This window comes from Thermomonas sp. (assembly GCF_020850895.1).
GTDB lineage: Bacteria > Pseudomonadota > Gammaproteobacteria > Xanthomonadales > Xanthomonadaceae > Thermomonas.
Window position 1 is genome coordinate 24,050 of record NZ_JADZDS010000022.1, and the last position, 24,726, is coordinate 48,775.

General features: G+C 66.1%; 23 protein-coding genes and 1 other RNA gene. 11 read left to right on the forward strand and 13 right to left on the reverse strand.

The window, feature by feature from the left end; genetic code table 11:
- The first annotated feature begins 88 nt into the window (after nt 1-88).
- Nucleotides 89-1,702 carry an NAD(P)/FAD-dependent oxidoreductase gene (locus IT472_RS02060; RefSeq protein ID WP_297177625.1) on the forward strand — a complete coding sequence of 538 codons (1,614 nt, stop codon included), beginning with the start codon at nt 89-91 and terminating at the stop codon, nt 1,700-1,702.
- Nucleotides 1,703-1,772: 70 nt separating this feature from the next.
- Complete coding sequence (locus IT472_RS02065; RefSeq protein ID WP_297177628.1) at nt 1,773-3,407, forward strand: NAD(P)/FAD-dependent oxidoreductase; 1,635 nt, start codon at nt 1,773-1,775, stop codon at nt 3,405-3,407.
- A gap of 154 nt (nt 3,408-3,561) precedes the next feature.
- On the opposite strand, the gene IT472_RS02070 is transcribed toward IT472_RS02065, so the two are convergent.
- Nucleotides 3,562-5,049 (reverse strand): AAA family ATPase, encoded by a 1,488-nt coding sequence (locus IT472_RS02070; RefSeq protein ID WP_297177632.1) that lies wholly within the window; start codon nt 5,047-5,049, stop codon nt 3,562-3,564.
- 44 nt (nt 5,050-5,093) lie between these two features.
- Here IT472_RS02070 and glnE point away from each other — a divergent pair, with 44 nt between their 5' ends.
- Nucleotides 5,094-7,886 carry a bifunctional [glutamate--ammonia ligase]-adenylyl-L-tyrosine phosphorylase/[glutamate--ammonia-ligase] adenylyltransferase gene (gene glnE / locus IT472_RS02075; RefSeq protein ID WP_297177635.1) on the forward strand — a complete coding sequence of 931 codons (2,793 nt, stop codon included), beginning with the start codon at nt 5,094-5,096 and terminating at the stop codon, nt 7,884-7,886.
- A 65-nt stretch (nt 7,887-7,951) separates the two neighbouring features.
- On the opposite strand, the gene IT472_RS02080 is transcribed toward glnE, so the two are convergent.
- Nucleotides 7,952-8,890: a mitochondrial fission ELM1 family protein gene (locus IT472_RS02080; RefSeq protein ID WP_297177638.1), complete on the reverse strand. Its 939-nt coding sequence runs from the start codon at nt 8,888-8,890 to the stop codon at nt 7,952-7,954.
- Between the two features lie 138 nt (nt 8,891-9,028).
- Between IT472_RS02080 and IT472_RS02085 the strand changes: the two genes are divergently transcribed.
- The 6 genes from IT472_RS02085 to IT472_RS02110 all read left to right on the forward strand — a co-directional run bounded on the left by IT472_RS02085 (nt 9,029) and on the right by IT472_RS02110 (nt 13,838).
- Nucleotides 9,029-9,619 (forward strand): malonic semialdehyde reductase, encoded by a 591-nt coding sequence (locus tag IT472_RS02085; protein WP_297177641.1) that lies wholly within the window; start codon nt 9,029-9,031, stop codon nt 9,617-9,619.
- Nucleotides 9,620-9,687: 68 nt separating this feature from the next.
- A complete protein-coding gene (locus IT472_RS02090; RefSeq protein ID WP_297177643.1) occupies nt 9,688-10,368 on the forward strand; it encodes a YceI family protein in 681 nt (226 codons plus the stop codon).
- A gap of 5 nt (nt 10,369-10,373) precedes the next feature.
- Entirely contained in the window at nt 10,374-11,078 is a 705-nt protein-coding gene (locus tag IT472_RS02095; RefSeq protein WP_297177646.1) for a pirin family protein, read from the forward strand.
- Nucleotides 11,079-11,219: 141 nt separating this feature from the next.
- A complete protein-coding gene (locus tag IT472_RS02100) occupies nt 11,220-11,423 on the forward strand; it encodes a zinc-finger domain-containing protein (protein ID WP_297177649.1) in 204 nt (67 codons plus the stop codon).
- 40 nt (nt 11,424-11,463) lie between these two features.
- Nucleotides 11,464-12,588, forward strand: coding sequence for a glycosyltransferase (locus tag IT472_RS02105; protein ID WP_297177651.1), 1,125 nt, complete (start codon nt 11,464-11,466; stop codon nt 12,586-12,588).
- On the forward strand, nt 12,585-13,838 hold the full coding sequence (locus IT472_RS02110) for an O-antigen ligase family protein (protein ID WP_297177654.1): 1,254 nt from the start codon (nt 12,585-12,587) through the stop codon (nt 13,836-13,838). The genes IT472_RS02105 and IT472_RS02110 overlap by 4 nt, the downstream gene beginning before the upstream one ends.
- Here IT472_RS02110 and lpxL read toward each other — a convergent pair.
- The gene (gene lpxL / locus IT472_RS02115) at nt 13,829-14,737 is read right to left on the reverse strand and encodes an LpxL/LpxP family Kdo(2)-lipid IV(A) lauroyl/palmitoleoyl acyltransferase (protein ID WP_297177657.1); all 909 of its coding nucleotides are present in this window, start codon (nt 14,735-14,737) and stop codon (nt 13,829-13,831) included. The genes IT472_RS02110 and lpxL overlap by 10 nt on opposite strands.
- Before the next feature lie 44 nt (nt 14,738-14,781).
- Between lpxL and waaA the strand changes: the two genes are divergently transcribed.
- On the forward strand, nt 14,782-16,077 hold the full coding sequence (waaA, locus tag IT472_RS02120; RefSeq protein WP_297177660.1) for a lipid IV(A) 3-deoxy-D-manno-octulosonic acid transferase: 1,296 nt from the start codon (nt 14,782-14,784) through the stop codon (nt 16,075-16,077).
- Nucleotides 16,078-16,230: 153 nt separating this feature from the next.
- Here waaA and IT472_RS02125 read toward each other — a convergent pair whose 3' ends face one another.
- The 3 genes from IT472_RS02125 to IT472_RS02135 all read right to left on the reverse strand — a co-directional run bounded on the left by IT472_RS02125 (nt 16,231) and on the right by IT472_RS02135 (nt 19,001).
- A complete protein-coding gene (locus IT472_RS02125) occupies nt 16,231-17,559 on the reverse strand; it encodes a TolC family outer membrane protein (protein WP_297177665.1) in 1,329 nt (442 codons plus the stop codon).
- Nucleotides 17,560-17,576: 17 nt separating this feature from the next.
- Nucleotides 17,577-18,230 (reverse strand): protein-L-isoaspartate O-methyltransferase, encoded by a 654-nt coding sequence (locus tag IT472_RS02130; protein WP_297177667.1) that lies wholly within the window; start codon nt 18,228-18,230, stop codon nt 17,577-17,579.
- Between the two features lie 129 nt (nt 18,231-18,359).
- Nucleotides 18,360-19,001, reverse strand: coding sequence for a TetR/AcrR family transcriptional regulator (locus tag IT472_RS02135; RefSeq protein WP_297177669.1), 642 nt, complete (start codon nt 18,999-19,001; stop codon nt 18,360-18,362).
- 140 nt (nt 19,002-19,141) lie between these two features.
- On the opposite strand from IT472_RS02135, the gene IT472_RS02140 reads away from it, so the two are divergent.
- A complete protein-coding gene (locus IT472_RS02140; protein WP_297177671.1) occupies nt 19,142-19,855 on the forward strand; it encodes a transposase in 714 nt (237 codons plus the stop codon).
- A 32-nt stretch (nt 19,856-19,887) separates the two neighbouring features.
- On the opposite strand, the gene rpiA is transcribed toward IT472_RS02140, so the two are convergent.
- The 7 genes from rpiA to IT472_RS02175 form a co-directional block, all read right to left on the reverse strand.
- Nucleotides 19,888-20,535 (reverse strand): ribose-5-phosphate isomerase RpiA, encoded by a 648-nt coding sequence (gene rpiA, locus IT472_RS02145; protein ID WP_297177674.1) that lies wholly within the window; start codon nt 20,533-20,535, stop codon nt 19,888-19,890.
- Nucleotides 20,536-20,552: 17 nt separating this feature from the next.
- On the reverse strand, nt 20,553-21,023 hold the full coding sequence (locus IT472_RS02150) for an EVE domain-containing protein (RefSeq protein ID WP_297177676.1): 471 nt from the start codon (nt 21,021-21,023) through the stop codon (nt 20,553-20,555).
- Nucleotides 21,020-21,613, reverse strand: a complete 594-nt coding sequence (locus IT472_RS02155; RefSeq protein WP_297177679.1) for a 5-formyltetrahydrofolate cyclo-ligase — start codon at nt 21,611-21,613, stop codon at nt 21,020-21,022. Before IT472_RS02155 ends, IT472_RS02150 begins: the two co-directional genes overlap by 4 nt.
- Nucleotides 21,614-21,642: 29 nt before the next feature.
- Nucleotides 21,643-21,826: non-coding RNA, 6S RNA (gene ssrS / locus IT472_RS02160), on the reverse strand.
- A gap of 63 nt (nt 21,827-21,889) precedes the next feature.
- On the reverse strand, nt 21,890-22,183 hold the full coding sequence (locus IT472_RS02165; protein ID WP_297177682.1) for a cell division protein ZapA: 294 nt from the start codon (nt 22,181-22,183) through the stop codon (nt 21,890-21,892).
- On the reverse strand, nt 22,180-22,401 hold the full coding sequence (locus tag IT472_RS02170) for a TIGR02449 family protein (protein WP_297177685.1): 222 nt from the start codon (nt 22,399-22,401) through the stop codon (nt 22,180-22,182). The genes IT472_RS02165 and IT472_RS02170 overlap by 4 nt, the downstream gene beginning before the upstream one ends.
- 9 nt (nt 22,402-22,410) lie before the next feature.
- Complete coding sequence (locus tag IT472_RS02175) at nt 22,411-24,645, reverse strand: EAL domain-containing protein (protein ID WP_297177688.1); 2,235 nt, start codon at nt 24,643-24,645, stop codon at nt 22,411-22,413.
- Nucleotides 24,646-24,726 lie beyond the last annotated feature (81 nt).

Below are 24,726 nucleotides of genomic sequence, written 5' to 3' on the forward strand. Positions count from 1 at the left end.
AGCGCTCCCGGCAAACGTGGCGCAGTCGCACGCATTGGCGGAAAATTGCCGGGACTGAACAACCCGCGACCTGACTGGAGCATACGTGGTGCAAACTGCGGATGATGTGCTGATCCTCGGCGGTGGCCACAACGCGCTGGTATGCGCGGCCTACCTCGCGGCGGCGAAGCTGAAGGTGCGGGTGCTGGAGCGGCGGGCCATCGTCGGCGGCGCGGCGGTGACGGAGGAGTTCCATCCCGGTTTCCGCAATTCACTGGCGAGCTATACGGTCAGCCTGCTGAACCCGAAGGTGATCCGCGAACTGCGCCTGCACGAGCATGGCCTGCGGATCGTCGAGCGGCCGTATTCCAATTTCCTGCCGCTGCCGAATGGGCGTAATTTCCGCTTCGGCGGCGAGCACACCTTGCCCGAGATCGCGAAATGGTCGAAGCGCGATGCGCAGCGTTTCCCCGACTACACCGCGATGCTCGACCGCATCGTGGTGGTATTGCGCGAGTTGATCCAGCGCACCCCGCCGAACGTGTCCGACCATTTCGTGCTGGCCGACTGGATCCATTCGATCGCGGTCGGCAAGCAATTGCAGTCGCTGGATATGCGCGGGCGGCGCGACCTGCTCGATCTGTTCACCAAGTCGGCAGGTGAATTGCTCGACGACTGGTTCGAGTCCGAACCCCTGAAAGCCGTGCTGGGCTGGGATTCGGTGGTCGGCAATTTCGCCAGTCCCTACACGCCGGGCAGTGCCTATGTGCTGCTGCATCACCTGTTCGGCGAGGTCAACGGCAAGCAGGGCAGCTGGGGCCATGCCATCGGCGGCATGGGGGCGATCACCCAGGCGATGCGCGCCGAGTGCGAAGCGCGCGGGGTGGCGATCGAGACCGGGGCCGAGGTAGCACGCCTGCTCATCGAAGACGGCAAGGCGGTGGGTGCCCAGCTTGTCGATGGTCGCGAATTCCGCGCGCGCACCGTGGTCAGTGGCGTCAACCCGAAATTGCTCTACACGCAACTGGTCGAACCCGGTGCGCTGGATGCCGATACCGCGACCCGGATGCGCCGCTACCGCTGCGGCTCCGGCACCTTCCGCATGAACGTCGCGCTGTCCGAGTTGCCGGACTTCACCGCGCTGCCGGGCAAGAAACTGCAGCCGCACCACCAGAGCGGGATCCTGATCGGGCCGTCGCTGGCCTATTTCGAACAGGCCTATTTCGATGCCAAGTCGAAAGCACACAACCCCGGCTGGGCGCGGCAACCCATCGTCGAAGTGGTCATTTCTTCGACCCTCGACGACACCCTGGCACCGAAGGGCCAGCACGTCGCCAGCCTGTTCTGCCAGCAGGTGAACCCCGAGGTGGATGGCGGCTGGGAGGTGCACCGCGACACCGTGGCCAAGCTGATGATCGACACGGTCAACACCTATGCGCCGAACTTCACCGGCAGCGTGCTCGGCTATGAGGCGCTCTCTCCCATGGATCTTGAGCAGCGGCTGGGCTTGGTCGGCGGCGACATCTTCCACGGTGCGCTCGGGCTGGATCAGATGTTCAGCGCGCGCCCCTTGCTCGGCCAGAGCAACTACCGCGGCGCGTTCAAGGGTCTGTACCTGTGCGGCTCCGGCAGCCATCCCGGCGGCGGCGTCACCGGCTTGCCCGGCCGCAACGCCGCGCGCGAAATCCTGCACGACCTGCGGCGCAGACCGCGGCCGGAATGAACGCGGCCGGATTGAGATGGCCCCCTTCAGCCGTGGACTGCGTAATCGTCCATGGGAACGGGAGAACAGCATGGGATACCAGCCCGCCAGCCGGACCGCACTGGTCCGCCTGCTCCGGCGTGCCGCAGGGATTGCGCGAGTGTCGCTGCATGCGCCGCAACCGCTGGATGAGCTCCTTGAGCTGGCGCATGATCGCCGGATCGACCGCGTTCGGCGCCGCCTGCTGCAAGGTGGGGCCTCGGCCCTGCTGGTGTCCGGCTGCACGACCTTGCCGAACCCGCTGCAGGCCAAACGGGACGAGGTCGCGATCGTCGGTGCCGGCATTGCCGGGCTCACCACGGCGTGGCGGCTGCGCCAACAGGGCGTGCGCGTGCGCGTGTACGAGGCGCAGGCACGCGTCGGCGGGCGCATGTTCAGCCTCGCCAACCATTTCCCCGACGGGCAGGTGGTGGAACTCGGCGGTGAGCTGATCGACACCGGCCATGTGCGTCTGCGCGCCTTGGCCACAGAACTCGCCCTGCCGCTCGATGACCTGCTGGAAGGCGATACGGGGCACGACACCTGGTTCTTCGATGGGCGTGCCATCGCTGAGGATGAAATCGTGCGCGCCTTCGTCCCGATCATCCCCGCGATCGACCGCGATCTTGCCGCCGCAGGCGATGGCGCAATGGACTACCGCGACGGCAACCCGGGATTCCACGCCCTGGATGCGATCAGCGTGTCGCAATGGTTTGATCGCAATGGCATCGATGGTTGGTTGCGAAAACTGCTGGATGTCGCCTACACCACCGAAATGGGGCTGGAATGCGGCGAGCAATCGGCACTCAACTTCCTCACCTTCATCGGCACCGACCGCGAAGCCTTCAAGGTGTTCGGTGAAAGCGACGAGCGCTCGCATGTGCGCGGCGGCAATGACCGGGTGCCCAAGGCGTTGGCCGCGCGCATGGAGGATGCAATCGAAACCGGACAGGTGTTGGAAGCGGTGCGCAGCGACGGTTCCGGCTTCACCCTGACATTCCGCAGCGGCGCGGCGACGCGCGACGTGCGCGCCCAACAGGTGGTGCTGGCCCTGCCGTTCACCCTGTTGCGCCAGGTGCGGCTCGATGTCGAATTGCCACCGGCCAAACGACGCGCGATTGCCGAACTCGGCTACGGCAGCAATGCCAAGCTGATGATCGGCTTCGATCGTCGGCCATGGCGGGACGGTGGTGCCAACGGCGCTTCGATGAGCGATCTCGCGTTCCAGACCACGTGGGAGACGTCGCGCAAGCAACCCGGTGCGGCGGGCATCCTCACCAATTTCACCGGCGGGCGCCATGGCGTCGCGCTTGGCGAAGGGAGTGCTTCCGAACAGGCTGCACGGGCAGTTGCCGAGTTGGAGCGCATGTTCCCGGGCGTGGCAGCGGCGCGCATCGGTGGTCGCGAAGCCCGCATGCATTGGCCCAGCCATCCGTGGACGCTGGGCAGCTACGCCTGCTTCCGACCGGGGCAATGGTCGAGCCTGCGAGGTGCGATCGGGGAGTCGGTCGGGGGCCTGCATTTCGCCGGCGAGCAGTGTGCGCTGGAAACCCAGGGCTTCATGGAAGGCGGTTGCGAATCCGGGGAACAAGCCGCGGCCGCGGTGGCAAGGCAGCTGGGCCTGCCGGTGGCCGCGGCCTCGCGCTCACGCGTGCGCCAAGCATGGAAAGTGGACTCAACGGTCTAGTTTTTGCGCTGCAGCGTGCATCGACCGTAACGAATCCTTCACGATAGCCGCGCATCCCGACGTGGGGGAGGGAGCAGGCCCGCTGAGACTTCGGTCGAAGCGGGCTTTTTTGTTGCTTCGCCCAAGGGAGCGGGCGCCTCGCCCGCAGCTTCCCTCAATCCGCCGGCACGGTCCGCGGCAGCGCCCAGGCGCGCAGTGCTTCCACCTGTTCGGCCATCACCACCGACAGCGGGCGGGTTTCGGCGATGGCTTGCAGCAGCGTCGCGGTGTCGAGCCCGCCTTGGTTGGCGTGCGCCGCGTAAAGGGCGCTGACGATGACCTGTTCGATCTCGGCGCCGGAGAAGCCGTCGCTGGCGGCAGCAAGTGCGTCCAGATCGATGGCATCGCGGGCCAGTTTGCGGTGGTCGAGGTGGAGGGCGAAGATCTCGACGCGGGTGGCGGTGTCGGGCAGGTCGACGAAGAAGATTTCGTCGAAGCGTCCCTTGCGCAGCAATTCAGCGGGCAGTTGCTGGACCTGGTTGGCGGTGGCGACCAGGAACACGCGGGCCTTGCGTTCTGCCATCCAGGTCAGCAGGTAGCCGAGCACGCGCCTGGACAGTCCGCCGTCGGTTTCGCCGGAGTCTGTGGCCAGGCCTTTTTCGATTTCGTCGATCCACAGCACGCAGGGCGCGAGTTGCTCGGTGGAGGCCAATGCCTCGCGCAGGTTCTTCTCGGTCTCGCCCTGGTATTTGTTGTAGAGGGTGCCGAAATCCAGCCGCACCAGCGGCACGCCGAAGCCGCCGGCCACCGCCTTGGCCGCCAGCGATTTGCCGCAACCCTGCACGCCGAGCAACAGGATGCCTTTCGGCGGTTCCAGCCCGGGTGGCGGCGGGTCCTGCACGAACACCGGCTTGCGCAATTCGATCCAGTGCTTGAGCCGGCGCGCTCCGCCGAGGTCGGCGAAGTGCGCGGTGTCGTATTCGTAGTGCAGGTGGCCGCTCTTGTTGAGCAGTTCGAACTTCAGCCGATCCAGCTCCGGCAGGTCATGCGGGCCGAGCGCGCCGTCGCGCCAGATCAGGTGGCGTGCGATCCGACGCGCGTCGGTCAAGCTCATGCCCTGCAGGTTGCGCACGATCTGGCGGACGGCATCGGGATCGGCCTCGACCCGGCGCCCGCTGTTCTGGGTCGTGTAATCGCTCGCTTCCTCCTTCACCATCTTCAGCAGGGTGTTGGCATCCGGCAGTTGCAGGGCGAAGCGCACTGCGAAGGGTTCCAGCGCAGGCGGCAGTTCGAGCTTGGCGCCGACCAGCACGAGCACGTGGGGTTGGCAGTCGCGGCGTTCGATCAGGTCGCGCAGGGCGCGCTGGTAGCTGGCGTAGCCAAGGTAGGGCGTGGCATCCAGCAGCACATAGATGCCGCGCTGGGTGGCAGCGCGGATGTCCTGCAGGGTGGCGCTGAGGTCCGGGGCGATCTGGCTCTCGTCCTCGCTGTCCATGTCCACCCGGCGCAGGCCTTCGGTCACGCTCCAGCGCCACAGCGCGCGCCAAGCGTGCATCAGCGATTGCCGGAACAGCGCCATCACCCGCGCTTCATCGGGGGTTTCGATGACCAGCAGCGGAGTTTCGGCGCGGATCAGCGCCACTAGGTCTTGCAGTTCGCTCATGGGTGGCAACGATAGCGGGCAGTCGGGGATGCCACAATCAAGGCATGGATGCACTGTGCCAAGCGGAACTGGATGCACTCGGCGCGCGTGCGCTGGAACGGCTGCGCACGGCAGGATGTGTGTTTGGATCAGAATCGGACGCGGCGCTGACGAGACTGGCGATCGCCAGTGACTTCGCCATCGACACCTTGGCCAGGCAGCCCGAATTGCTTGGGCAGCTGCAGGCCGATGCGCGATCGCCGATTCCACCACCCAGCTTGGCGCCGGACCAGCGCGACGCGTGGCCACGCCAGTTGCGACACTATCGCCATGCCGAATCGACGCGGCTGACTTGGCGCGATGTGGTTGAAGGTGCCGAGGTGGAGGAAATCCTCGTCGGCAGCTCCGTGCTTGCGGAGACCTGCCTGCAATTGGCGCTGACGGCGCTGGAAGCCGAGTTCACCCAGCGCTTCGGGACAGTGCGCGACGACAAGGGCCAGCCGCAGCGGCTGGTGGTGTTCGGTCTCGGCAAACTGGGCGGCCGCGAGCTGAATTTCAGTTCCGATATCGACTTGGTGTATGCCTACGACAACGAGGGCGAGTCCGATGGCGCGCGCGCACTCGCAGCGCAGGACTACTTCGCGCGCTTGGGCCAGCAGCTGGCCAAATTGCTCGACGAGGTGACCGCCGACGGCTTTTGCCATCGCGTCGACCTGCGTCTGCGGCCGTTCGGCAGTTCCGGGCGGGTGGCCCTGTCGTTCGCGGCGATGGAGCAATATTTCCAGCGTGAAGGCCGGGACTGGGAGCGCTATGCCTGGCAGAAAGCGCGTCCGGTGGCGGGCGACCTGGAGGCGGGCGAGCGCCTGCTGAAGCTCCTGCAGCCCTTCGTCTACCGCCGTTACCTGGACTACGGCGCGCTTGACGGCTTGCGCGCGATGAAGGCCTTGATCGTGGCGGAAGTGGCACGCAAGGAGATGGCGGGCGACATCAAGCGCGGACCGGGCGGGATCCGCGAGATCGAATTCCTTGCGCAAGCTTTGCAGTTGATCCGTGGAGGGCGTGAGCCCGGCCTGCGCCTGCGCGGCTTGCTGACATCGCTGCAGGCGCTGGTGCTGGCCGGGCACATCGAGTCCGCGACCGCACGCGACCTGCGTGCGGCGTATTGCTTCCTGCGTCGGCTGGAAAATCGCCTGCAGATGCTGTCCGATGCGCAGACCTATGCCGTCCCCGAGAGCGCCTTGGCGCGCGAGCGGGTTGCCCGTGGCCTGGGTGCGACGGAATGGTCGTCGCTGGAAATGCAGCTGGCAGGGCATCGTGCGCGCGTGGCAGAGGAGTTTTCGGCCTTGCTGGCACCGCGGCGGCGTGGCGTGGCCGATTCGGGCGGTCTTGCGGCCTACTGGCGCGCTCTGCCGGACCATGGCGAGGCGGCCCAACTCGAAACGGAAGCGTTCGTGCATGCGGTCGAGTTGCATGCGCTGTTGCGCGATTTCGCGCGCAGTCCCGGCGTGCGCGACCTCTCGGACGTTGCGCGTGCACGCCTGGATCGGGTGGTGCCAGCGCTGTTGCAGCATGCTGCCGCGTCCACCGAGCCGGACGTGGTGTTGCGACGCGTGCTGCCGCTGCTGCACAACATCCTGCGCAGGACCAGTTACCTGGCCTTGCTCGACGAGCAGCCAGCGGCAGTGGCGAGGCTGGTCGATGCGCTTGCGCGCAGTGCGCTGCTGGGCGAGCGACTGGCCGCGCATCCACTGTTGCTGGATGAATTTCTGGACGTGCGCGTGAGTGGGGATCTGCCGGATCGTGCGGTGCTGCAGGCGCAAAGCATGGCGGCGCTGGTCGAAGGAGATGCCGAGGCATCGCTCGACGCACTCAATGAGATTCGGCAGGCGTTGAGTTTCCGTTTCGCCTTGGCGCTGCTGGATGCGCGCATCAGCGCCGAGGAGTGCGCGCGGCGGCTGGCATGGTTGGCAGAATCGGTGGTGGCTTGCGTGCTGTCGCTGGCCGATGCCGAACTGCGCGCGGCACATGGTGCTGTCCCGGCGGGGCGTTTCGCGATCCTGGGCTACGGCTCGCTGGGCGGACAGGAGCTGGGCTTCGGCTCCGACCTCGACCTCGTGTTCCTGTTCGATGCGCCGCTGGATGCGCAGTCGGATGGCGCACGGCCGTTGGACGCACCGCGCTGGTACGCGCGACTGGGCCAGAAGATCGTGTCCTTGCTCGGCGTGCGCACGAGCGCGGGGCGCTTGTTCGATGTCGATGTGCGGCTGCGTCCGGATGGGGCCAAGGGTTTGCTGGTGTCGAGCCTAGCCAGCTTCACCGACTACCAGCGCCAGCGGGCGTGGACCTGGGAGCATCAGGCGCTGGTACGGGCGCGCGGGATTGCCGGCGATGCCGAATTGCTGGCCAAATTCGAGGGCCTGCGCAGTGACGTGTTGGCGATGCCGCGCGAGGCCGAGAAGCTGGCCGGTGACGTCGTCACCATGCGCTGCAGGATGCGTGCCGAGTTGGACCGCAGCGATGCTTCCTGGTTCGACCTCAAGCAGGGTGAAGGCGGGCTGGTGGACCTCGAATTCCTGCTGCAATTCCTTGTCCTGCGCGATGCCATGGCGCACCCATCGCTGCGTGCACCCCGCACGACGCCGGCGCTGCTCGACGCCGCGCTTGCGGTTGCCGCCATCGGGCCTGCCGACCATGCCGCGCTGCGTGATGCACATGCGCAGTTGCTGGACGGAGGGTTGCGCTGCACGTTGGATCGCAAGCCGCGACGTGCGCTGGCAGGCGATTCACCAACCTTGCAAGCGCGCAAGGCGATCCGCGAGGCCTTGCAAGTGCAGGGACTGGACCTCGCAGGGGCCTGAACACAAGGTGCAGGAGGAAAGGCAGGGACCGGGAAACCCTGCACGCATCTGGAGTGGCTCGGGCTTCAACACGCCAATCGCGCACGCACCGCAAGGGCGATCCGGGCGGTTTCGCGCAGCGGCTTGACCGGGAAGTCGCTTGTGGTTTCCCCCCAGGCCTTGGCGCGGCCCGAGGCAAGCAGCGAATCCAGGAACGCTCGCGGCCGTCCCTGCACCCGTGACGGTAACCCCAGGAACAGCGGTGCCCAAGTGGCCGCCGCCTCGCTGAGCATGTTCACCGAGTCCGGCGTGCTAACGATCCGATCCGCGTAGGCCAACAAGCCTGCGTAGGGATTGGCGCCATCGCCGGTGTCGCGCCAGCGCACGCCGGGCAGGTCGGCTTCGGTATTGACCAAGGCCTGTCGCCAGTCCGGTGGGGTGCGCCGCGATGCGATCAGGCTCAGGCTGCCTGCTTCGCTGCGAACGCAGGCGGCGACCTGCCGAAGCATCGTGGTGAACTCGGCCAACTGCAGCGGGGCATGCCGGGTCGGGCCACCGACCAGTACCACGGTATGCGGTTCGGGCAGCAGCGCGAGCGCCGGAAAGGCCGAAAGCGCCCGCATCAGGTAATCGTCATCGACCGGATGCAGGCTGCCACGCAAGGCCAGCACATTGTCCCCGCGCAAGGCATCGTGCTCCGGCACGATGACGAGGTCCCACAGCTTCGGGTCCAACCGGGGATTCAGGATTTGCGCAACCTGGGTGCCGCGCTGACGAAGCAGGCGCGTGGCCAGTGCGGCTTGCCGCCCACAACCAATGGCGAATCGCGGCGGCGAGGCCGATAGGGCGTCGAATGCAGCGCCGAACGGACGTTGCATGCGCGGCCAGCGGTGCGGGGCGAACGCCCGCGCCAGCAGGCTGGGCTGCAGGATGCATTCGTCGATTCGGCCCGCCAGCGCATGCGCGAGAGCAGTTGCCTGTCGCGCATTGCCGGCGCGACCGTCGTGGCAGGCGATCAACCGCACCGCGACGTTTGTTGCAAACTGCGTGGGTACGGAATTGATTGTTGCAAAAATGGCATGATCAGTTTCGTTTAAGGCAAATTACTTTCAGCAGCAGAACGATACACTACGCCCATCCCCAACCAACCTCGTGATGATGCCATGCGCGACAGACTTACCGACTCGGCGCTCGATCAACTTTTTCGCACTGCCCGAACCTACAACGCCTTCGATGGTGAGGTGCCGGATGCGACCTTGCACCAACTTTACGATTTGCTGAAGTTCGGCCCGACCGAGGCCAACACCACGCCGGCGCGCATCGTGTTCGTCAAATCCGCCGAGGCCAAGGCCAAGCTTGGCCCGGCGCTGTCGGAAGGCAACTACACCAAGACCATGGACGCGCCAGTCGTTGCCATCGTCGGCTACGACATGCGCTTCTACGACAAGCTGCCGGTGCTGTTCCCGCACACCGACGCCAAGGCCTGGTTCGAGCATCGCGACCCCGACAACCTGGCCTGGGTGGCGATGCGCAGCAGCGCCCTGCAGACCGCCTACCTGATCCTGGCGGCACGTTCGCTGGGCCTGGATTGCGGGCCGATGTCGGGCTTCGACAATGCCAAGGTCGACGCGGCGTTTTTCGCCGGCACCTCGATCCGTTCCAATATCCTCGTCAACCTTGGCGCTGGCGATCCGGCCAGCATCTTCCCGCGCTCGCCGCGGCTCGGCTTTGACGAGGCTTGCCGGATCGAATGATCCTCGTCCAGAACCGGCTACGCCAGTCCGCGCCTGCCTCGCGGCGGTGCAGCCCCATGGAGTGCGACATGATCGCTAACCGTTCCTTGAAGCTTGTCTTCGCCCTGTCGCTGTCGCTTGCACTGGTCGGTTGCAGCCAGCCAGTGGCGCCTGCGACCGCAGCACCGGCCACACCCGTGGCGGCGACCGCCGCGGCGCCTGCAACGGGGGAGATCCACCCGGCGGGCGGCACCTACCAGCTGGATCCCGACCACACCGGCGTGCTGGTGCAATGGACCCACTTCGGCCTGTCGCAGCCCAGCGCGCACTTCCGTGTCGGCAGTGGCACGCTGACTTGGGATGCCGCGGACGTCACCCGTTCGCATGTGGAGGTCACCCTGCCGATCGCCGCGATCGATACGTTCGTGCCGGCGCTGGACGCGCATCTGAAGCAAGCCGATTTCTTCGATGTCGGCAAATACCCGACCGCCACCTTCAAGAGCACCAGCGTACAGGCCGCAGGGCCGAATCGGTTCACCGTGATCGGCGATCTGACCATCAAGGACAAGACCCATCCAGTCACCCTGGAGGTCACCCTCAACGGGGCCGGCAAGCACGGCATGACCGGGCTGGAGTCGTTGGGCTTCTCGGCGACTGGGCAGGTCAAGCGCAGCGACTTCGGCGTAGACGCGTTCGCGCCGGCGGTCAGTGATGTGGTCATGCTGCGCATCACCGGTGAGGGCTCGATCGCAGCGGCGAAGCAGGAGTAACCGTCGTGATCGTCCAGCGCCCGGCCGCAGCACGCGGCAGCGTCAACCTGGGCTGGCTGCGCAGCCGGCACACGTTCTCGTTCGGCCACTACTACGATCCGGACTGGATGGGGTTCGGCGTGTTGCGGGTGATCAACGACGACACCGTGGCACCGGGCGGCGGCTTCACCCCGCACCGGCACGCCAATATGGAGATCATCAGCGTGGTGCTCGACGGCGCGCTGGCGCACAAGGACAGCGCAGGCCATTCGGGTGTGATCCGCGCCGGTGACGTGCAGTGGATGAGTGCAGGACACGGCATCGAGCACAGTGAATTCAACGGCTCGCACGTCGATCCCGTGCACTTCCTGCAGATCTGGCTGGAAACCGACCGCCTGAACGCGCCGCCGGCCTACGACCAGAAACGGTTCGATCCCGACGCCCGGCGGGCACGTTGGGTGGCACTGGCGACACCCGATGGAGACGAGGGCTCGATCGCGATTTGCCAGCAGGCCCGCCTGCTGGCCACGCGGCTGGGCGCGGGCGAGAGCGTGGAGGCCCGCCTCGAAGCCGACCGCCGCTACTGGCTGCATGTGGCCACCGGCGAGGTGCAGCTGGACGGGCGCACGCTGGTCGCCGGTGATGCCATGGGCTTCGTCGAGGAAAGCGGAACCGTCCACTTGGCGGGCATCGGCGCAACCGTCGACGTGTTGGTGTTCGAACTGCCTTGAAATGCTGGGTCCGTGCGGAGGGTCCGCGGAGGCCACGGGCCTTTCGTCACAGGCTCACGGAAGGCCCCGCGTCGGGTGGCCGAGTGTCCAGCGGCGGTGTGCTGAAGTAAACTTGGCGTGTCCCGCAAGATCAGAGTTCCCATGGCCGATCACGCCTCCACCCCCGCGCAGCAGCCCAACGCCGAAATGCGTTACGAGGTGCGCCGCGCCGATTTGCCACTGGGCTGCCCGCTGCCGTCGATGTCGCTGTGGAACGCGCATCCGCGCGTGTATCTGCCGATCGAGACCAATGGCGGCAGCGCGCGCTGTCCGTACTGCAGCGCGTTGTACGTGCTGGTGGATTGATCGAAGCCGGCCCCTTGCGGCGCGTGCGGAGCGTGCCGGCATGACGGCCACCACACGTCCGTTGTGCGTGGTGCAGTTGGTGCCGGCGCTCGATTCGGGTGGCGTCGAGCGCTCAACCCTTGAAATCGCAGCTGCACTGGTCGGCGCAGGCCATCGCGCCATCGTGATTTCGGAAGGCGGCCGCCTGCTGCCTCGCCTGCTGGCGAGCGGCGCCGAGCATGTCGATCTGGCGATCGGTCGCAAGTCGCCGCTGAGTCTGCGCCATGTTCGTGCACTGCGGGCGCGGTTCGCGCAGGCCGACATCGTGCACGCGCGTTCGCGATTCCCGGCGTGGCTCGCCTGGCTGGCGCTGCGCGGGATGCCTGATGGGCAGCGACCACGCTTTGTCACCACCGTGCATGGGCTCAATTCACCATCGCGCTACAGTGCGATCCTGAGCCGTGGCCAGCGGGTGATCTGCGTCTCCGAGACCGTGCGTGCGCATGTGTTGCGACACTATCCACGGGTTGATCCCGCGCGCCTGCAGGTGATCCCGCGTGGGGTCGATGCGCAGGCATTTGCGCGCGTGGCTGCAGTGGATCGTGCGGGACGGGCGGCATGGGCGATGCGGTATCCGGCCTTGGGTGGCGCTGGCCCGCTGCTGCTGTTGCCCGGGCGCGGCACCCGTCTGAAAGGCCATGTCGATGCCATCGACCTGCTCGCACGCTTGCGCAGCCGTGGGCTCGATGCGCGCCTGTGGATGCCGGGCGTGGTGCAGTCGGGGCGTGCGCGCTATCTACGGGAATTGCAGGCACGTGCCAGCGAGGCCGGCGTGGATCAGGCCTTGGCGATGACCGAGGCAACCGTTGACATGGCCGCTGCCTATGCCGCCTCCGATCTGGTCCTGCAACTGTCGCGCAAGCCGGAGGCCTTCGGGCGAACCGTCATCGAGGCGCTGTGTGTCGGTCGATCGGTCGTCGGTTGGGCGCACGGTGGCGTCGGGGACGTGTTGTCGGAATTGGCGCCGGCGGGCGCCGTTGCGCCCTTCGATGCGGAGGCGTTGCTGGCGCGTGCGCATGCCATGCTGGCCCAGCCAGCGCCGCCGCCCGTTACGATGCCGTATTCGCTGCAGGCGATGCAGGAGGCGACCTTGGCGGTGTATGCATCGGTGATGGGGCAAGCATGAGCGGTGCGCAGGCGCCATCGCTGCGCTGGACACCCGTCTGGATCGTCGCGCTGGTGGCGGCATGGCCGCTGCCGGTCGTTGCACAGGCATTGCTCAGCGTGGGCGCGCTGGTGGGGTTGTGCTGGCTGCTGTGGCGGCGCTCGCGTGGCGGCGGCGCCGTGCTCAGTGGCCCTGCATGGGCGCTCACTGGGGTGTTGTTCTGTGCCTATTGGCTGCCCGAGGTGATCGCCGCCGTGGATGCCGAAACGGCGCGATCGGCATGGCGTTGGGTTGCGCTGGACCTTCGCTTGTTGCCGCTGCTGTGCCTGGCTGCCGTGGCGGTGGCCGATGACGCGAGGCGGCGATGGCTGTTCGCGGCGTTGGCGGCGCTGGCACTGGCGTGGACGGTCGACGGTCTGCTCGCGGTGGCGGCGGGGCACAGTCTGCTGCAAGGCTTGTATGCCAATGCAGGGCGCCTGTTGGCGGGCCTTGCGACTCTGATGCCCGGCGTCGCGACGGATGCATCGCATGGAATCGGGGCATTGGGCAGTCCGGGCCATTGGCTGACGCTGGCCTGCCTGTCGCCGTTCGCGTTGGATTGGGCAGCGCGCAGGTCCGTGGTGGCGTGGTGGGTCGCCGCATTGGTGTTCGTCGCCGGCATCGCGCTGTCGAATGCACCGTCGGCATGGATCGCGTTTGCCTGCGTGTTGGTCCTGGAGCTAGTGCGCAGGTTCGACCGCCGGCGCCTGCTGGGGGTGCTGGTGGTTGTCGGGTTCGGCGCGGGGCTGGCGTGGTCGAACATGAGCCGAGCGCCCGAGGGGGGTGCGGCGACCGTGGTCCAGGATCTGGCCGAAACAACGGCCGCTTCGTGGCGAGAGTCGCGGTGCCTCATGCGGACCCATCCGATCAATGGTGTCGGCGTCGGCGCGATGGTCTCCGGGTCCAGCGATTGCGCGCCTGATTCGGGTTCCGATGCAGGCAGCAACGGACTGGGCTTGCTGCTGGAACTTCCGGCCGAAACCGGATTGATCGGCGTGTTGCTGTGGTTGGCCGGGGCGGCGCTGGCGTGGCGGGCCTGGCGTTATGCCGACACGGGCGCAAGGATGAGCGCCTGGCCGGCCTTGCAGGCGTTGGCGGCGATGCTGGTTCCGTTCAATGCCAGCCCGCCGGTGTATGCAGGCGTGTGGGGCAGCGCGGTCCTGTTGATGGCCGGGCTGTACGCGGGTGCACTGTGGGGCCGGCTCGATCCTGAGCCTGCGTCTCAGTCGTAGCGCGAAGCGCCATCCGGTTGGCGCTTGAAGCGGCGATGCAGCCAGAGGTACTGGCTGGGAGCGTCGCGCACCATCGCTTCGATGGCGGCGTTCACGCGGCTGGTGTCCTGCACGGCATCCTCGGTCGGGAAGGGGTCAAGCGGCTGGCCGACGCGCAGGATGTAGCGGCCACCGTCGCGGCGATGGAAGAACGGCACCACCGCGCAGCCGGTCATGCGTGCGAACTGGTGGGTTGCGGTGATGGTGGCGGCCGGAATGCCGAAGAACGGCGCGAACACAGTGTCCTTGCCGAGCATGTCCTGATCCGGCGCGTACCACAGTACGCCGCCGCCCTTGAGGTGGCGCAGTGCGGCGCGGGTGTCGCGGTTGCCGAACATCGCGTAGGCATAACGCAGACGTCCGCGCAATACCGCCCATTCCATCACGGGATCCTTGTAACGGCGATACATCCCGGCCAGTGTGATGTGGTCGCAGAGCAGGCGGCCACACAATTCCAGGGTCATGAAGTGGCCCGAGACCAGCAACACACCACGGCCTTGGTTGCGCAAGCGTTCCAGAATCTCCAATCCCTCGATGCTGGCGCTGGCGCGCAATGGCGAAATTTCGCCCCACCAGGCGCGCGCGAATTCGAACAGGCCGATGCCGACATCGCGAAAATTCGCACGCAACAGCGTCTCGCGCTCGGTTTCGGCAAGCTCCGGCAGGCACAAGCGCAGGTTGGTGCGTGCCGCACGCCTGCGCGAGACGGCAAGCCACAGGGCCAAACGGCCGAGCACCGCGCCCAACGCGCGTTGCAGCGGCCATGGAAGCTGCGCCATCGCCATGTACACGCCCACGCCCAGCCAGGCCAGCCAGTGGCGCGGGGCGAACGAGGGACGAGGCGGTGGCGCAACAGTCATCACGGGGATTCTACCGGGCGCCGCTGCTCCGCTATCCTTTGCGGATGCGGGCCGACTTCATCGAACGCGCGTTGCGTGGCCTGTATTCGGCCACCCTGTACCTATTGGTGCCGATCACCCTGTACCACCTGATCTGGCGTGGGTTCCGTCAGCGTGCCTATTTCCAGCGCTGGGACGAGCGCTACGCCAACTATTCGCCTGCCGGCGTCGCCGCGCCGGTGTGGTTGCACGCGGTCTCGGTCGGTGAAGTGAACGCGGCTGCGCCGCTGGTCAATCGCCTGCGCATGCAGCGGCCGGACCTGCGGGTGGTGGTCACCACGATCACGCCGACGGGGTCCGAGCGCGTGCTTGCACTGTGGGGCGATGCGGTCACCCACGTCTACCTGCCCTATGACCTGCCCGGCGCGGTGGCGCGCTTTCTCGACCAGTTTCGACCCGCCCTGGCGCTGATCGTGGAAACCGAGTTGTGGCCGAACCTGCTGTTCGGTTGCCGTGACCGCGGTATCCCCACCCACATCCTCAATGCGCGGCTATCGGCGCGCTCGCTGCGTGGCTACCGGGTGCTGGCACCGCTGATCCGGCGCGCGCTGGCCAGCGTGCGCTTGGTCGCCGCGCAGTCGCAGGACGATGCCCGCCGCTTCGAACGGCTCGGCGCGGCACCGGAGCGGGTCAAGGTGACCGGCAACCTGAAATTCGATATTCCGCCGCCGCAGACCGCCGGGTTCGTTCAGGCGTTCCGCGGTGCCCTCGGCCAGGACCGGCCAGTGTGGATTGCCGCCAGCACGCACGAGGACGAGGAAGCGCCGGTGCTGGAAGCGCACCGCCTGCTGCGCGTCGCACACCCGGGTGTCTTGCTGCTGTGGGCACCGCGGCACCCGGAGCGCTTCCGCGCGGTGGCCCAACGCGCGCGCGAGGCCGGGCTGAAGGTGGCCAGCCGCAGCGTCGAGACCTGGCCGCAGCCCGACACCGACGTGTTCGTGATCGACACCCTCGGCGAGTTGACCAGTTTCTATGCCTGCGCCCGCGTGGCCTTCGTCGGCGGCAGCCTGCAGTCGATCGGCGGCCACAACTTGCTGGAGCCGGCGGCGACCGGCACCGCGATCCTCAGCGGTCCGCAATTGCACAACTTCGTCGACATCGCCCGCCGTTTGCGCGAGGCGCAGGCGATGCGGGTGGTTGATGATGCGGTCACCCTCGCCGACGCGCTGGGTGCGCTGTTCGGCGACGAAAAAGCGCGAACAGCCATGGCCGCCAATGCAGCACGACTGCTGGAAGAAGGTCGCGGTGCCTTGGACCGGACACTGGATCTGATTGCGCCGGTGCTGCCGGAGGCGGGGTGACCCGGGGAGGAAAACTCAACGCGCTGCGCATCCTCGTCATGCCCGCGTAGGCGGGCATCCATGGACGTTTTTGCTGTGTGAGAAAGCCAACGTCCATGGGTCCCCGCTTTCGCGGGGACGACGATGGAAATCAGCAATCTCCTTGTGATCGGATCAGGGTGAAGCCAGACCTGCCTGGATCGGTTTGTCGGAGGTCAGCAGGCGGTTGATGTCCTCGAGGTCGGCCACGTCGAGGGAGCCAGCGGACTGTTCCAGCAGCAGCCTGCTTTGGAGGAAGCTGTATTTGGCCTGTGCATAGGCTTGCTGGGCCGAGAACAGCGTGCGCTGGTTGTTCAGGACGTCGAGCACGGTGCGGGTGCCGACTTCCAGCCCCACCTGCGAGGCGTCGTAGGCGCTCTGCGCCGACACCACCTCCAGTCGCCGTGCTTCAACTTCACTGATGCCGGTGACCACTGCCTGGTAGGCGCTGCGGGTGCTGCGCTCGATCGCACGCTTGGTTTGTTCGACAGCCTCGGCGGCGCTGTCGCGCTGTGCCAGCGCGCTGCGCACGTTCGACTGGACGGCAAAGCCGGAGAAGATCGGAATGCTGATGCTCAAGCCGACACTGGTGGAGGCGTGGTTGGGGCCGATGAACGCCGGATCGTACAGGCCGGTGATCGCCTTGCCGTAGCTGGCAGACAGCCCGACGGTCGGATAGTGGCCAGCACGGGCGGTGGCGACGCTGGCCTCGGCGGCCTCGAGGCTGGCTTGCTGTGCCTGCAGGGTGGGATTGGACGCCATGGCTTCGGCAACCCAATCGGCGGCGCTGCGTTGCGCCGGCAGGGCCGGCGTGAAGTCGTCAGGCAGGCCCTTGAGCACGCTGACCGGCGCATTGGTGATTTCAAGCAGCGCTTGGTAAGCGTCCTGAACCGCGTTGCGCGCCAGCATGGTGTTGGCGCGGGCACCGTCGTACTGGGCGCGCGCTTCGTGGACGTCGGTGATCGGAGCAAGGCCGACTTCCAGCCGCTTGCTGGCGTAGTCGAACTGCTTCTTGGCCGCCGCTTCCGCCGCCTCTGCTGCCGATAGCGTTTCCATCTGCACCAGCACGTTGAAGTAAGCCGCCGAAGTGCGGGTGATCAGGGTTTGCCCGGCCGCTGCCAGCGTATAGCCGCCAGCGCGGTCCTGTGCCTTGGCACCACGCAGTGCGCTGATGTCGCCGTAGTCGAACAGGGTCTGCGACAGGTTCAGGCCCCAGGACCCGGTGCGGCCGTTGCCGCTGCCGTTGCTGTAACGGGTGGTGCCGATCGAGCCGCTGATGTGGGGCAGCAGCACCGAGCGCGCGATCACCGGCCGTTCGGCGGAGATCAGGCGGGCGGATTCGGCTTGGGCGAATTGCGGGTCACTGTTGCGTGCGTTCTGGTAGCTCTGCATCAGATCGTCCGCCTGCGCCGCGAACGGGGCGAGGGCGAGGACCAGGGCGATGGCAAGGGGATGACGCAGCATGACGCGATTCCTTCGGTTTACAGGGTGAACGCAGGCACCGGCTCGGCACCCGCGAGGTACGGGAGATCGGTTTCGAACAACGATTCGACGCGGCTGCCGTTGACCTCGCGGTGCACCACGACCGCCTCCATTGCCGGTGAATGGCCGCGGACCAGGAACAGACGGCCACCCGGATTGAGCCATTCGACGAACTGTGATGGCAACTCCGCCACGGCGCCAGTGACACATATCACGTCGAAGCGACGATCCGGGGTGCCGGCGAACACGTCGGCGGCGTGGACGGTGGCATTGGCAATGCCCTGGGCCGACAGGCGCACACGCGCCGCATCAGCGAGGTCGGCATGGCGTTCGAGGCTGATGACTTCGCGTGCAAGCCGGGCCAAGCAGGCGGTGAGATAGCCGCTGCCGGTACCGATTTCCAGCACGCTCTCCTCCGCGCCCGGCAGCAGTGCCTGCAGCAAGCGGCCTTCCAGCACCGGCTTCATCATGGTCTCGCCGTGGCCGATGGGAAGCGCGATGTCAGCATAGGCAAGGCTGCGCAGGGCCGGGGCCACGAAGGCTTCGCGTGGCAGGCTGGCGAGCGTGTCGAGCACGCGCCCGTCGACCACATCCCAAGGACGGATCTGCTGTTCCACCATGTTTTCGCGGGCGCGTGCGAGGTCGATGTTCATGTCGGTAGGTCGTTGTATGGCGGGTCGTCAATTCTAATGGGGCCCCGTCAATTGCTCCGCAGTTTGAGCGTGCTGGTACACCAGCACGCGTGCCGGAAGTCATCGCCCCCGGTGCAGGTCGGCTGCCGTTCAGCGCCGGGCATAGGCGCGCAGAAAAAGATCGACCACGCTGGCGACGTGGGCCTTGGGTGTTGGCAGGGTCTTGCAGCAGCTCACGCCGATCAGGGCGCAGGCATGGGGTTCGCCCTTGAGCAGGGTGAAAAAGTGGGTGGCCGCCATCGCCGGGTCGTCGATCTCCAATTCGCCACGGGCGATCCGCCGCTCCAGCAGGGCGGCGAAGGCCTCTTGCACGCGTCGGGGTCCAGCCTCCCACGCCAGTGCCGGCAGGCCGCTGGCCATTGCCTGCGGCGAGCACAGGATGCGGAAGCCGGCGATGGCCTCGGGGCTCATCACCATCGCGCAGAAGGCGGTGCCGATCTCGGTCAGGCGGCGCTTCAGCGGCACGCCCGGTCGGGGGTCGAACAACCTCGTTGGCATGCCGTGTTCGCAGTGCGCGCGCACGGCTTCGGCGAACAGGCCGTCCTTGTCACCGAAATGGCTGTAGACGGTGAGTTTGGAGACGCCGGCTTCGGCTGCGATCTGGTCCATGCTGACCCGTTCGAAGCCCTCCAGCAGGAATAGCCGGGTGGCCGCGACAAGGATGGCCGCGCGCTTGGCGGGGTCCTTCGGTCGACCGGGGGTCGCGCTCTTGGAGGGTGTGGTGCGTTGCATGGCATAAATAGTGGACTACTCAGTTCGGCAATTATAACATACCGGCCGGTTCAATTTTTACGGAGATCAATGGGGTCAGAGTCATTGATTTTTTCTCTGCTGGTAAGCGTACCTTTGCTTTGTGTATCAGGAGATCCTCGATGGCTCGATTGCCCAGGCTCCATCTCCCCGGATGTGCCCAGCATGTGATCCAGCGCGGCAACAACCGCGAGGCCTGTTTCTACGCTGAGGCGGATTACAAGGCTTACCTGGCCTTCCTGAAGGATGCGGCGATCAAGCAGCAGGTGGCCATCCACGCATTCGTGTTGATGACCAATCACGTTCACCTGTTGCTGACGCCCGGCGACGAGTGGGGCGCCAGCCGGATGATGCAGGCCTTGGGCCGGAAGTACGTGCAATACTTCAATTACACCCATGGCCGCAGCGGCACCTTGTGGGAGGGGCGGTACAAGTCGACGCTGGTGGATGCCGACAATTATCTGCTGACGGTGTACCGCTACATCGAGCTGAATCCGGTGCGAGCCAGCATGGTGGAGCATGCGTCGGAATACCCGTGGTCAAGCTACCACGGCAACGCCTTGGGCAAGCCGATTGCATTGCTGACGTCGCATCCGCTGTACTACCGCCTAGGCAAGACCGATGTCGAGCGACAGGCCGCCTACCGCGCGCTGTTTCGTGGGCGGATGCCGGAGCGGGATTTGACGGCGATTCGGGAAGCCACGAACAAGGCTTGGGTGCTGGGAGGTGATCGTTTCAAGGCGCAGATCGAAGCCAGGACGGGCCGTCGACCGGTGCCGTCAGGACGGGGTGGGGATAGAAAGTCGGCGGCGTTCAAAGAGGCCAGAAATCAATGACTCTGACCCTATTGATCTTACCCTATTGATCTCTACAGCACCGTGACTGGCTCACCGCCGACGATCACCACGTCGGCGGCACGACGGGCAAACAGGCCGACGCAGACCACGCCCGGGATCTGGTTGAGTTCGCGTTCCAGCCCAACCGGATCGACGATGCGCAGGTTGTGCACGTCGAGGATGGCATTGCTGTTGTCGGTGACGAAGCCCTCGCGCCAGACCGGCTGACCACCGGTCTGGGCTAGGATCTTGCGGGCGACCAGGCTGCGCGCCATCGGAATCACTTCGACCGGCAGCGGGAAGGTGCCCAGCAGTGGGACCTGTTTGGCTGGGTCGATGATGCAGACGAATTTTGCACTGGCCTCGGCGATGATCTTTTCGCGGGTCAGCGCGCCGCCGCCGCCCTTGATCAGTCGCTTGTGCGGATCGCATTCGTCGGCGCCGTCCACGTACAGCGACAGCGGTCCGGCGGCATTGAGGTCGATGACGTCGATCCCGTGTGCCTTGAGTTGCGCGGTGCTGCGTTCGGAGCTGGAGACTGCCCCGCGGATGCGGCCTTTCCACGCGGCCAGCGCGTCGATGAAGTAGGCCACGGTGGAGCCGGTGCCGACCCCGACGATCATGTCGTCTTCCAGGTAGTCGATGGCTTTCTGGGCGGCGCGTTGCTTGGCTTCGGACATGGGGAAGTTCGCTGGGATCATTCGAGGGAGAGCAGCAGTTTCCACTGTGCAGCGGTGACCGGGAACACCGACAGCCGGCTGCCGCGCGCGGTCAGGGCGAAGCCTTCGCCGAGTGCGTCGCTGTGTTCGCGGATCGTCGCCAGTGGAATCAGGCGTTCCAGTTTGCGTTCGAAGGCGACGTCGACCAGGAACCAGCGCGGCTGTTCGCGGGTGGCCTTGGGGTCGTGGTAGTGCGACTTGGGATCGAATTGGGTTTCGTCGGGATAGGCGTGGCTCGCCACCCGCGCAATCCCGGCGATGCCGGGCATGGTGCAATTGGAGTGGTAGAGCATCACCCCGTCGCCGACACGCATGCCGTCGCGCATGAAGTTGCGCGCCTGGTAATTGCGCACGCCGTTCCATGGCTCGGTGCCGACCCGCGCCAGATCGTCGATCGAGAACGCATCCGGTTCGGATTTCATCATCCAGTAGCGGCGGCGCGTGCTCATTGGGGCTCCTCCGCGATCCAGGTGGCGTCTTCGCTGCAGATAGCGTCCAAGCGCACGTCCCAGGGCTCGACCGGGATCTGTTCGGTGCACTGGGTCGCGTAGGCGGCACCGACCAGCCATGGCGGTGCGGGCCGTTCGCGGCGGAAGGCGAGGCTGCGATCGTACCAACCGCCGCCCATGCCCAGCCTGTTGCCGGCGGCGTCGAAGCCGGTCAGTGGCACCAGAAGCAGGGACAATTCGGCCGCGCTGCGGCAGGCCTCCGGTGCCACGTCGGGTTCGGGAATGCCGAAGCGGTTTTCGACCAGCGGCGCACCGGTGCGCCATTCCGCGAATCGCAAACTGCCGTCCGCGTGCAGCACTGGCAGGCAGTAGGTCAGGGTTGGCGGCAGGTGCAACTGCAAGACATGCAGGCCGATTTCACCATCGACGGCCCAATAGCCGGCGACGCAACCATGCTGCGGGAAGAACGGCAGTTCGAGGATGCGTTCGGCCAGTGCTTCGGCGGCGGCAATGCGTTGTGCCGCAGTCAGCGCACGACGGCGCTCTCGCAACGCAGCGCGCAGGGTCGCGCGATCGGGGCTTGGGTTCACGCGCGGGGTGTCCGGAGATGCCGAGGAAAAGGCCTCCGCCGAGGCGATGCGTACGTAACGACCTTGAACCAACGGTTCAAGTGGGAACGCGCAGCGGCCATCGGGCGTTCCGCTCACGGGCGGACTTGCACTCCCGGCAACTTTTGCATCCCCTGGGTCGTCATCTAGGGACAAGGCAAATGTTGCGCACGCTGTCGCACACGGCAGAGAGCCGCTCCAATATACCTCACTGCGCGGGCTTGTGTGACAGCTCTCGTGCACGGTGCCGGGCGGCGTTCAGGGCGCCGCTGCCAGCAGTGCGTCGAGCTTGTGGTTGGCTGCGTCGATGAGCGCAAGGGCATTGCCGGCGTCCGTGCTCGGTCCGGACTGGGCCTGCTGGAGTTCGTGGGCGAGGTTGAGTGCGGTCAATACAGCGAGACGATCCGGTGCGACCAACTTGTTGCCACCGCGCAAATCGCGCATTCGTGCATCCAACATGCGCGCTGCCGCAGCGAGTCCGGCACGCTCCTCGTCGCTGACGCCAACCGTGTATTCGCGGTCGAGGATGCGAACGGTGACCGGCTCGCTCATGTGTGCTGCTCCAGTGATTTCAGCCGGCTGATCATCGCCTCGACCCGGCTGCGTGCCTGCTCCTGCTTGGCCAGCAACTGGGCGCGCTCGCTACCCATCTGCTCAACCTGCTGGCGCAGGCCGCGATTTTCCTCCTGCAGCCGACGCATGCGCTCCGCCAACAGGTCGATCCGTGCGAGCAGCTTGTGCAGTTCGGTGGGCAGGTCGCGCGTGTCCATCGGGGCACATTAGGCGGGGGTCGTGTCGGGGTCAAGCCGATCGGCCGGGATCACTGCCGGGGCACGGTCGCCGAGCAGGAACCTCAGGCAGGCATCGGCCGGCAGTGGGCGCGAGATCCAGTAGCCTTGGGCAAGGTCGCAGGCGCGTTGCTCCAGGAAAGCCATCTGTTCGGGTGTTTCGACGCCTTCGGCCACCACTTGCAGCCCGAGCGTGCGCGCCATCGCGATGATCGTCGTGGTGATGGTGTCGTCTTCACTGTCTTCGCCGGAGGCCAGGCCGTCGATGAAGGCCTTGTCGATCTTGAGGGTGTTGATCGGCAGGCGGTGGAGATAGGCCAGCGATGAATAGCCGGTTCCGAAGTCGTCGACCGCGATCGATACGCCCATATGCTGGAAGGCCTGCAGACGTTCGCGTGCGAGTTCGGCATTGCTCATCAGCACGCTTTCGGTCAACTCCAGTTCCAGCGACGAGGGCGGCAGGCCGCTTTCATCCAGAGCCTTGCGCACGCTATTCGGGAGGTCGCTTCGCAACAGTTGCATCGCCGAGATGTTGACTGCCATCACCAGACGGTTGTCGATCCCCATGTGCCGCCAGCTGGACAGGGTGCGACAGGCTTCGTCAAGCACCCATTCGCCGATCGGTACGATCAGGCCACTTTCTTCCGCCAGCGGGATGAATTGCGAGGGCGGAATCGTCCCGAATTCCGGGCTGTCCCAACGCAACAATGCTTCCACGGCGCCGACGCGACTGCTTCCGCCGCCGAGAATCAGCTGCGGCTGGTAAACCAAGTGCAGTTCTCCGCGCTCGAGCACGCGCCTCAGCGCAGAGATGAGATTGGCGCGGCGGCGGTTGTCGCTGTCCATCGAGTCGGCGTAGCGGGCGAAAGTGCGCTTGCCGATGGACTTTGCCTGGTACATGGCGGTGTCGGCTTGCTTGAGCAGGTCGCTTGGAACCTGCGCGTGGTCAGGGAACAGGCTGATGCCGATCGATGGCGAGATCGTGAACTCGAACCTATCGTCCAGTCGCAGCGGTTCGTCGAATGCATCGATCACGTCCTGGGCGATGTCATCGAGTTGTTCGGGTTCGAGGATGTTCTCGACCACCACGGTGAATTCGTCACCACCGATGCGTGCGACGGTCCGCTCCGCGCCTACCGCGTCCAGGATCCGCTGGGCAGCGGCGCGCAGGACGCGATCGCCTATGGCGTGGCCCAAGGAATCGTTGACGTCCTTGAAATTGTCGAGGTCGAGGAACAGCAGGCCAACCCGGGTCTCGTACTGGCGCGCCTGCATGATTGCGCGCGCAAGGCGGTCGGAAAGCTGGGTGCGGTTGGGGAGATTGGTCAATGGATCGAAGTTGGCGAGAAAGCGCAGTTCGTGCTCGAGACGGCGTTTCTCGGTGATGTCGCTTGCCACCATCACGTAGCGGCGTTCGCGGGTTCCCGGATCCTCGATCGTGGTGCACTGCATTGAGCACAGGAAGTCGACACCGTCCTTGCGGCGTTGCCACATTTCCCCTGTCCAGTGGCTGCGGGTGCGGATTTCCTCCCGCACGCGATCGTGGAACTCCGGTTCGTGCTGGCTTCCGTTGAGCAGGCTGGCATCCCTGCCTTCGACTTCGTGGGCGTCGTATCCGCTCATGCGTGTGAAGGCCGGATTGACCGTGATGAAGTGGAAGTCAGAGTCCATTACCGCCACTGATTCGGCCATGTTGCGCAAGACCCCCGCGGCGATCTCGCGCTGGCTTTCCAGCTCGCGCATGGTGCCGATGTTGCGTGCAGTCCCGGCGACCCGGATGGCGTGCCCGTTGCCGTCGTGTGCGATTGCGCGGCCATGTGCGCGCATCCACTGCCACTGGTTGCCTTCGCCGCGAAACCGCACTTCCAGCTGGATCATCGGCGCATGCCCGCGCAGGTAGGAGCGCAATTGGTCGAGTACCCGCGGCAGGTCTTCTGGATGGATCTGGGTGTCGCGGTCCAGATCGAAGCGCGCCTCCAGTTCGTTGTCGCCAACGGAAACGATCCGAACACGTTCCAGATGCTTGCTGCGCAGATCGTATTGCCAATACATCTCATCCGACGCCCACAGCGCAAGCCGAAGCTGCCGATCACGTCCCTCCAGTTCATCGTTGAACCGGCGGAGGTCGGATTCGCGGCGTCGATGGCTGGCGATCGCCAGCCATGCCAGCGCAAGGACAAGCGATGACAGCAACAGGACCAGCAGCGAGGCGATTGAGACGTTCAAGGTGGTGGCGTGGGCGGTCGGTTGGCCTGACTGTCGGTGCGCAGCGGGCACCGGGGGCGGGAAGCCGATCCCCTGGCCCGA

Excerpts from the sequence above, each read along its gene's own strand:
- waaA (WP_297177660.1), top strand. The coding sequence starts at position 14,782 with ATGCGGGCCGACTTCATCGAACGCGCGTTGCGTGGCCTGTATTCGGCC.
- IT472_RS02170 (WP_297177685.1), bottom strand. The coding sequence starts at position 22,401 with ATGGACACGCGCGACCTGCCCACCGAACTGCACAAGCTGCTCGCACGG.
- IT472_RS02125 (WP_297177665.1), bottom strand. The coding sequence starts at position 17,559 with ATGCTGCGTCATCCCCTTGCCATCGCCCTGGTCCTCGCCCTCGCCCCG.
- IT472_RS02085 (WP_297177641.1), top strand. The coding sequence starts at position 9,029 with ATGCGCGACAGACTTACCGACTCGGCGCTCGATCAACTTTTTCGCACT.
- IT472_RS02140 (WP_297177671.1), top strand. The coding sequence starts at position 19,142 with ATGGCTCGATTGCCCAGGCTCCATCTCCCCGGATGTGCCCAGCATGTG.
- IT472_RS02100 (WP_297177649.1), top strand. The coding sequence starts at position 11,220 with ATGGCCGATCACGCCTCCACCCCCGCGCAGCAGCCCAACGCCGAAATG.
- IT472_RS02135 (WP_297177669.1), bottom strand. The coding sequence starts at position 19,001 with ATGCAACGCACCACACCCTCCAAGAGCGCGACCCCCGGTCGACCGAAG.
- IT472_RS02105 (WP_297177651.1), top strand. The coding sequence starts at position 11,464 with ATGACGGCCACCACACGTCCGTTGTGCGTGGTGCAGTTGGTGCCGGCG.
- IT472_RS02150 (WP_297177676.1), bottom strand. The coding sequence starts at position 21,023 with ATGAGCACGCGCCGCCGCTACTGGATGATGAAATCCGAACCGGATGCG.
- rpiA (WP_297177674.1), bottom strand. The coding sequence starts at position 20,535 with ATGTCCGAAGCCAAGCAACGCGCCGCCCAGAAAGCCATCGACTACCTG.
- IT472_RS02130 (WP_297177667.1), bottom strand. The coding sequence starts at position 18,230 with ATGAACATCGACCTCGCACGCGCCCGCGAAAACATGGTGGAACAGCAG.
- IT472_RS02065 (WP_297177628.1), top strand. The coding sequence starts at position 1,773 with ATGGGATACCAGCCCGCCAGCCGGACCGCACTGGTCCGCCTGCTCCGG.
- IT472_RS02090 (WP_297177643.1), top strand. The coding sequence starts at position 9,688 with ATGATCGCTAACCGTTCCTTGAAGCTTGTCTTCGCCCTGTCGCTGTCG.
- lpxL (WP_297177657.1), bottom strand. The coding sequence starts at position 14,737 with ATGACTGTTGCGCCACCGCCTCGTCCCTCGTTCGCCCCGCGCCACTGG.
- IT472_RS02165 (WP_297177682.1), bottom strand. The coding sequence starts at position 22,183 with ATGAGCGAGCCGGTCACCGTTCGCATCCTCGACCGCGAATACACGGTT.
- glnE (WP_297177635.1), top strand. The coding sequence starts at position 5,094 with ATGGATGCACTGTGCCAAGCGGAACTGGATGCACTCGGCGCGCGTGCG.
- IT472_RS02110 (WP_297177654.1), top strand. The coding sequence starts at position 12,585 with ATGAGCGGTGCGCAGGCGCCATCGCTGCGCTGGACACCCGTCTGGATC.
- IT472_RS02070 (WP_297177632.1), bottom strand. The coding sequence starts at position 5,049 with ATGAGCGAACTGCAAGACCTAGTGGCGCTGATCCGCGCCGAAACTCCG.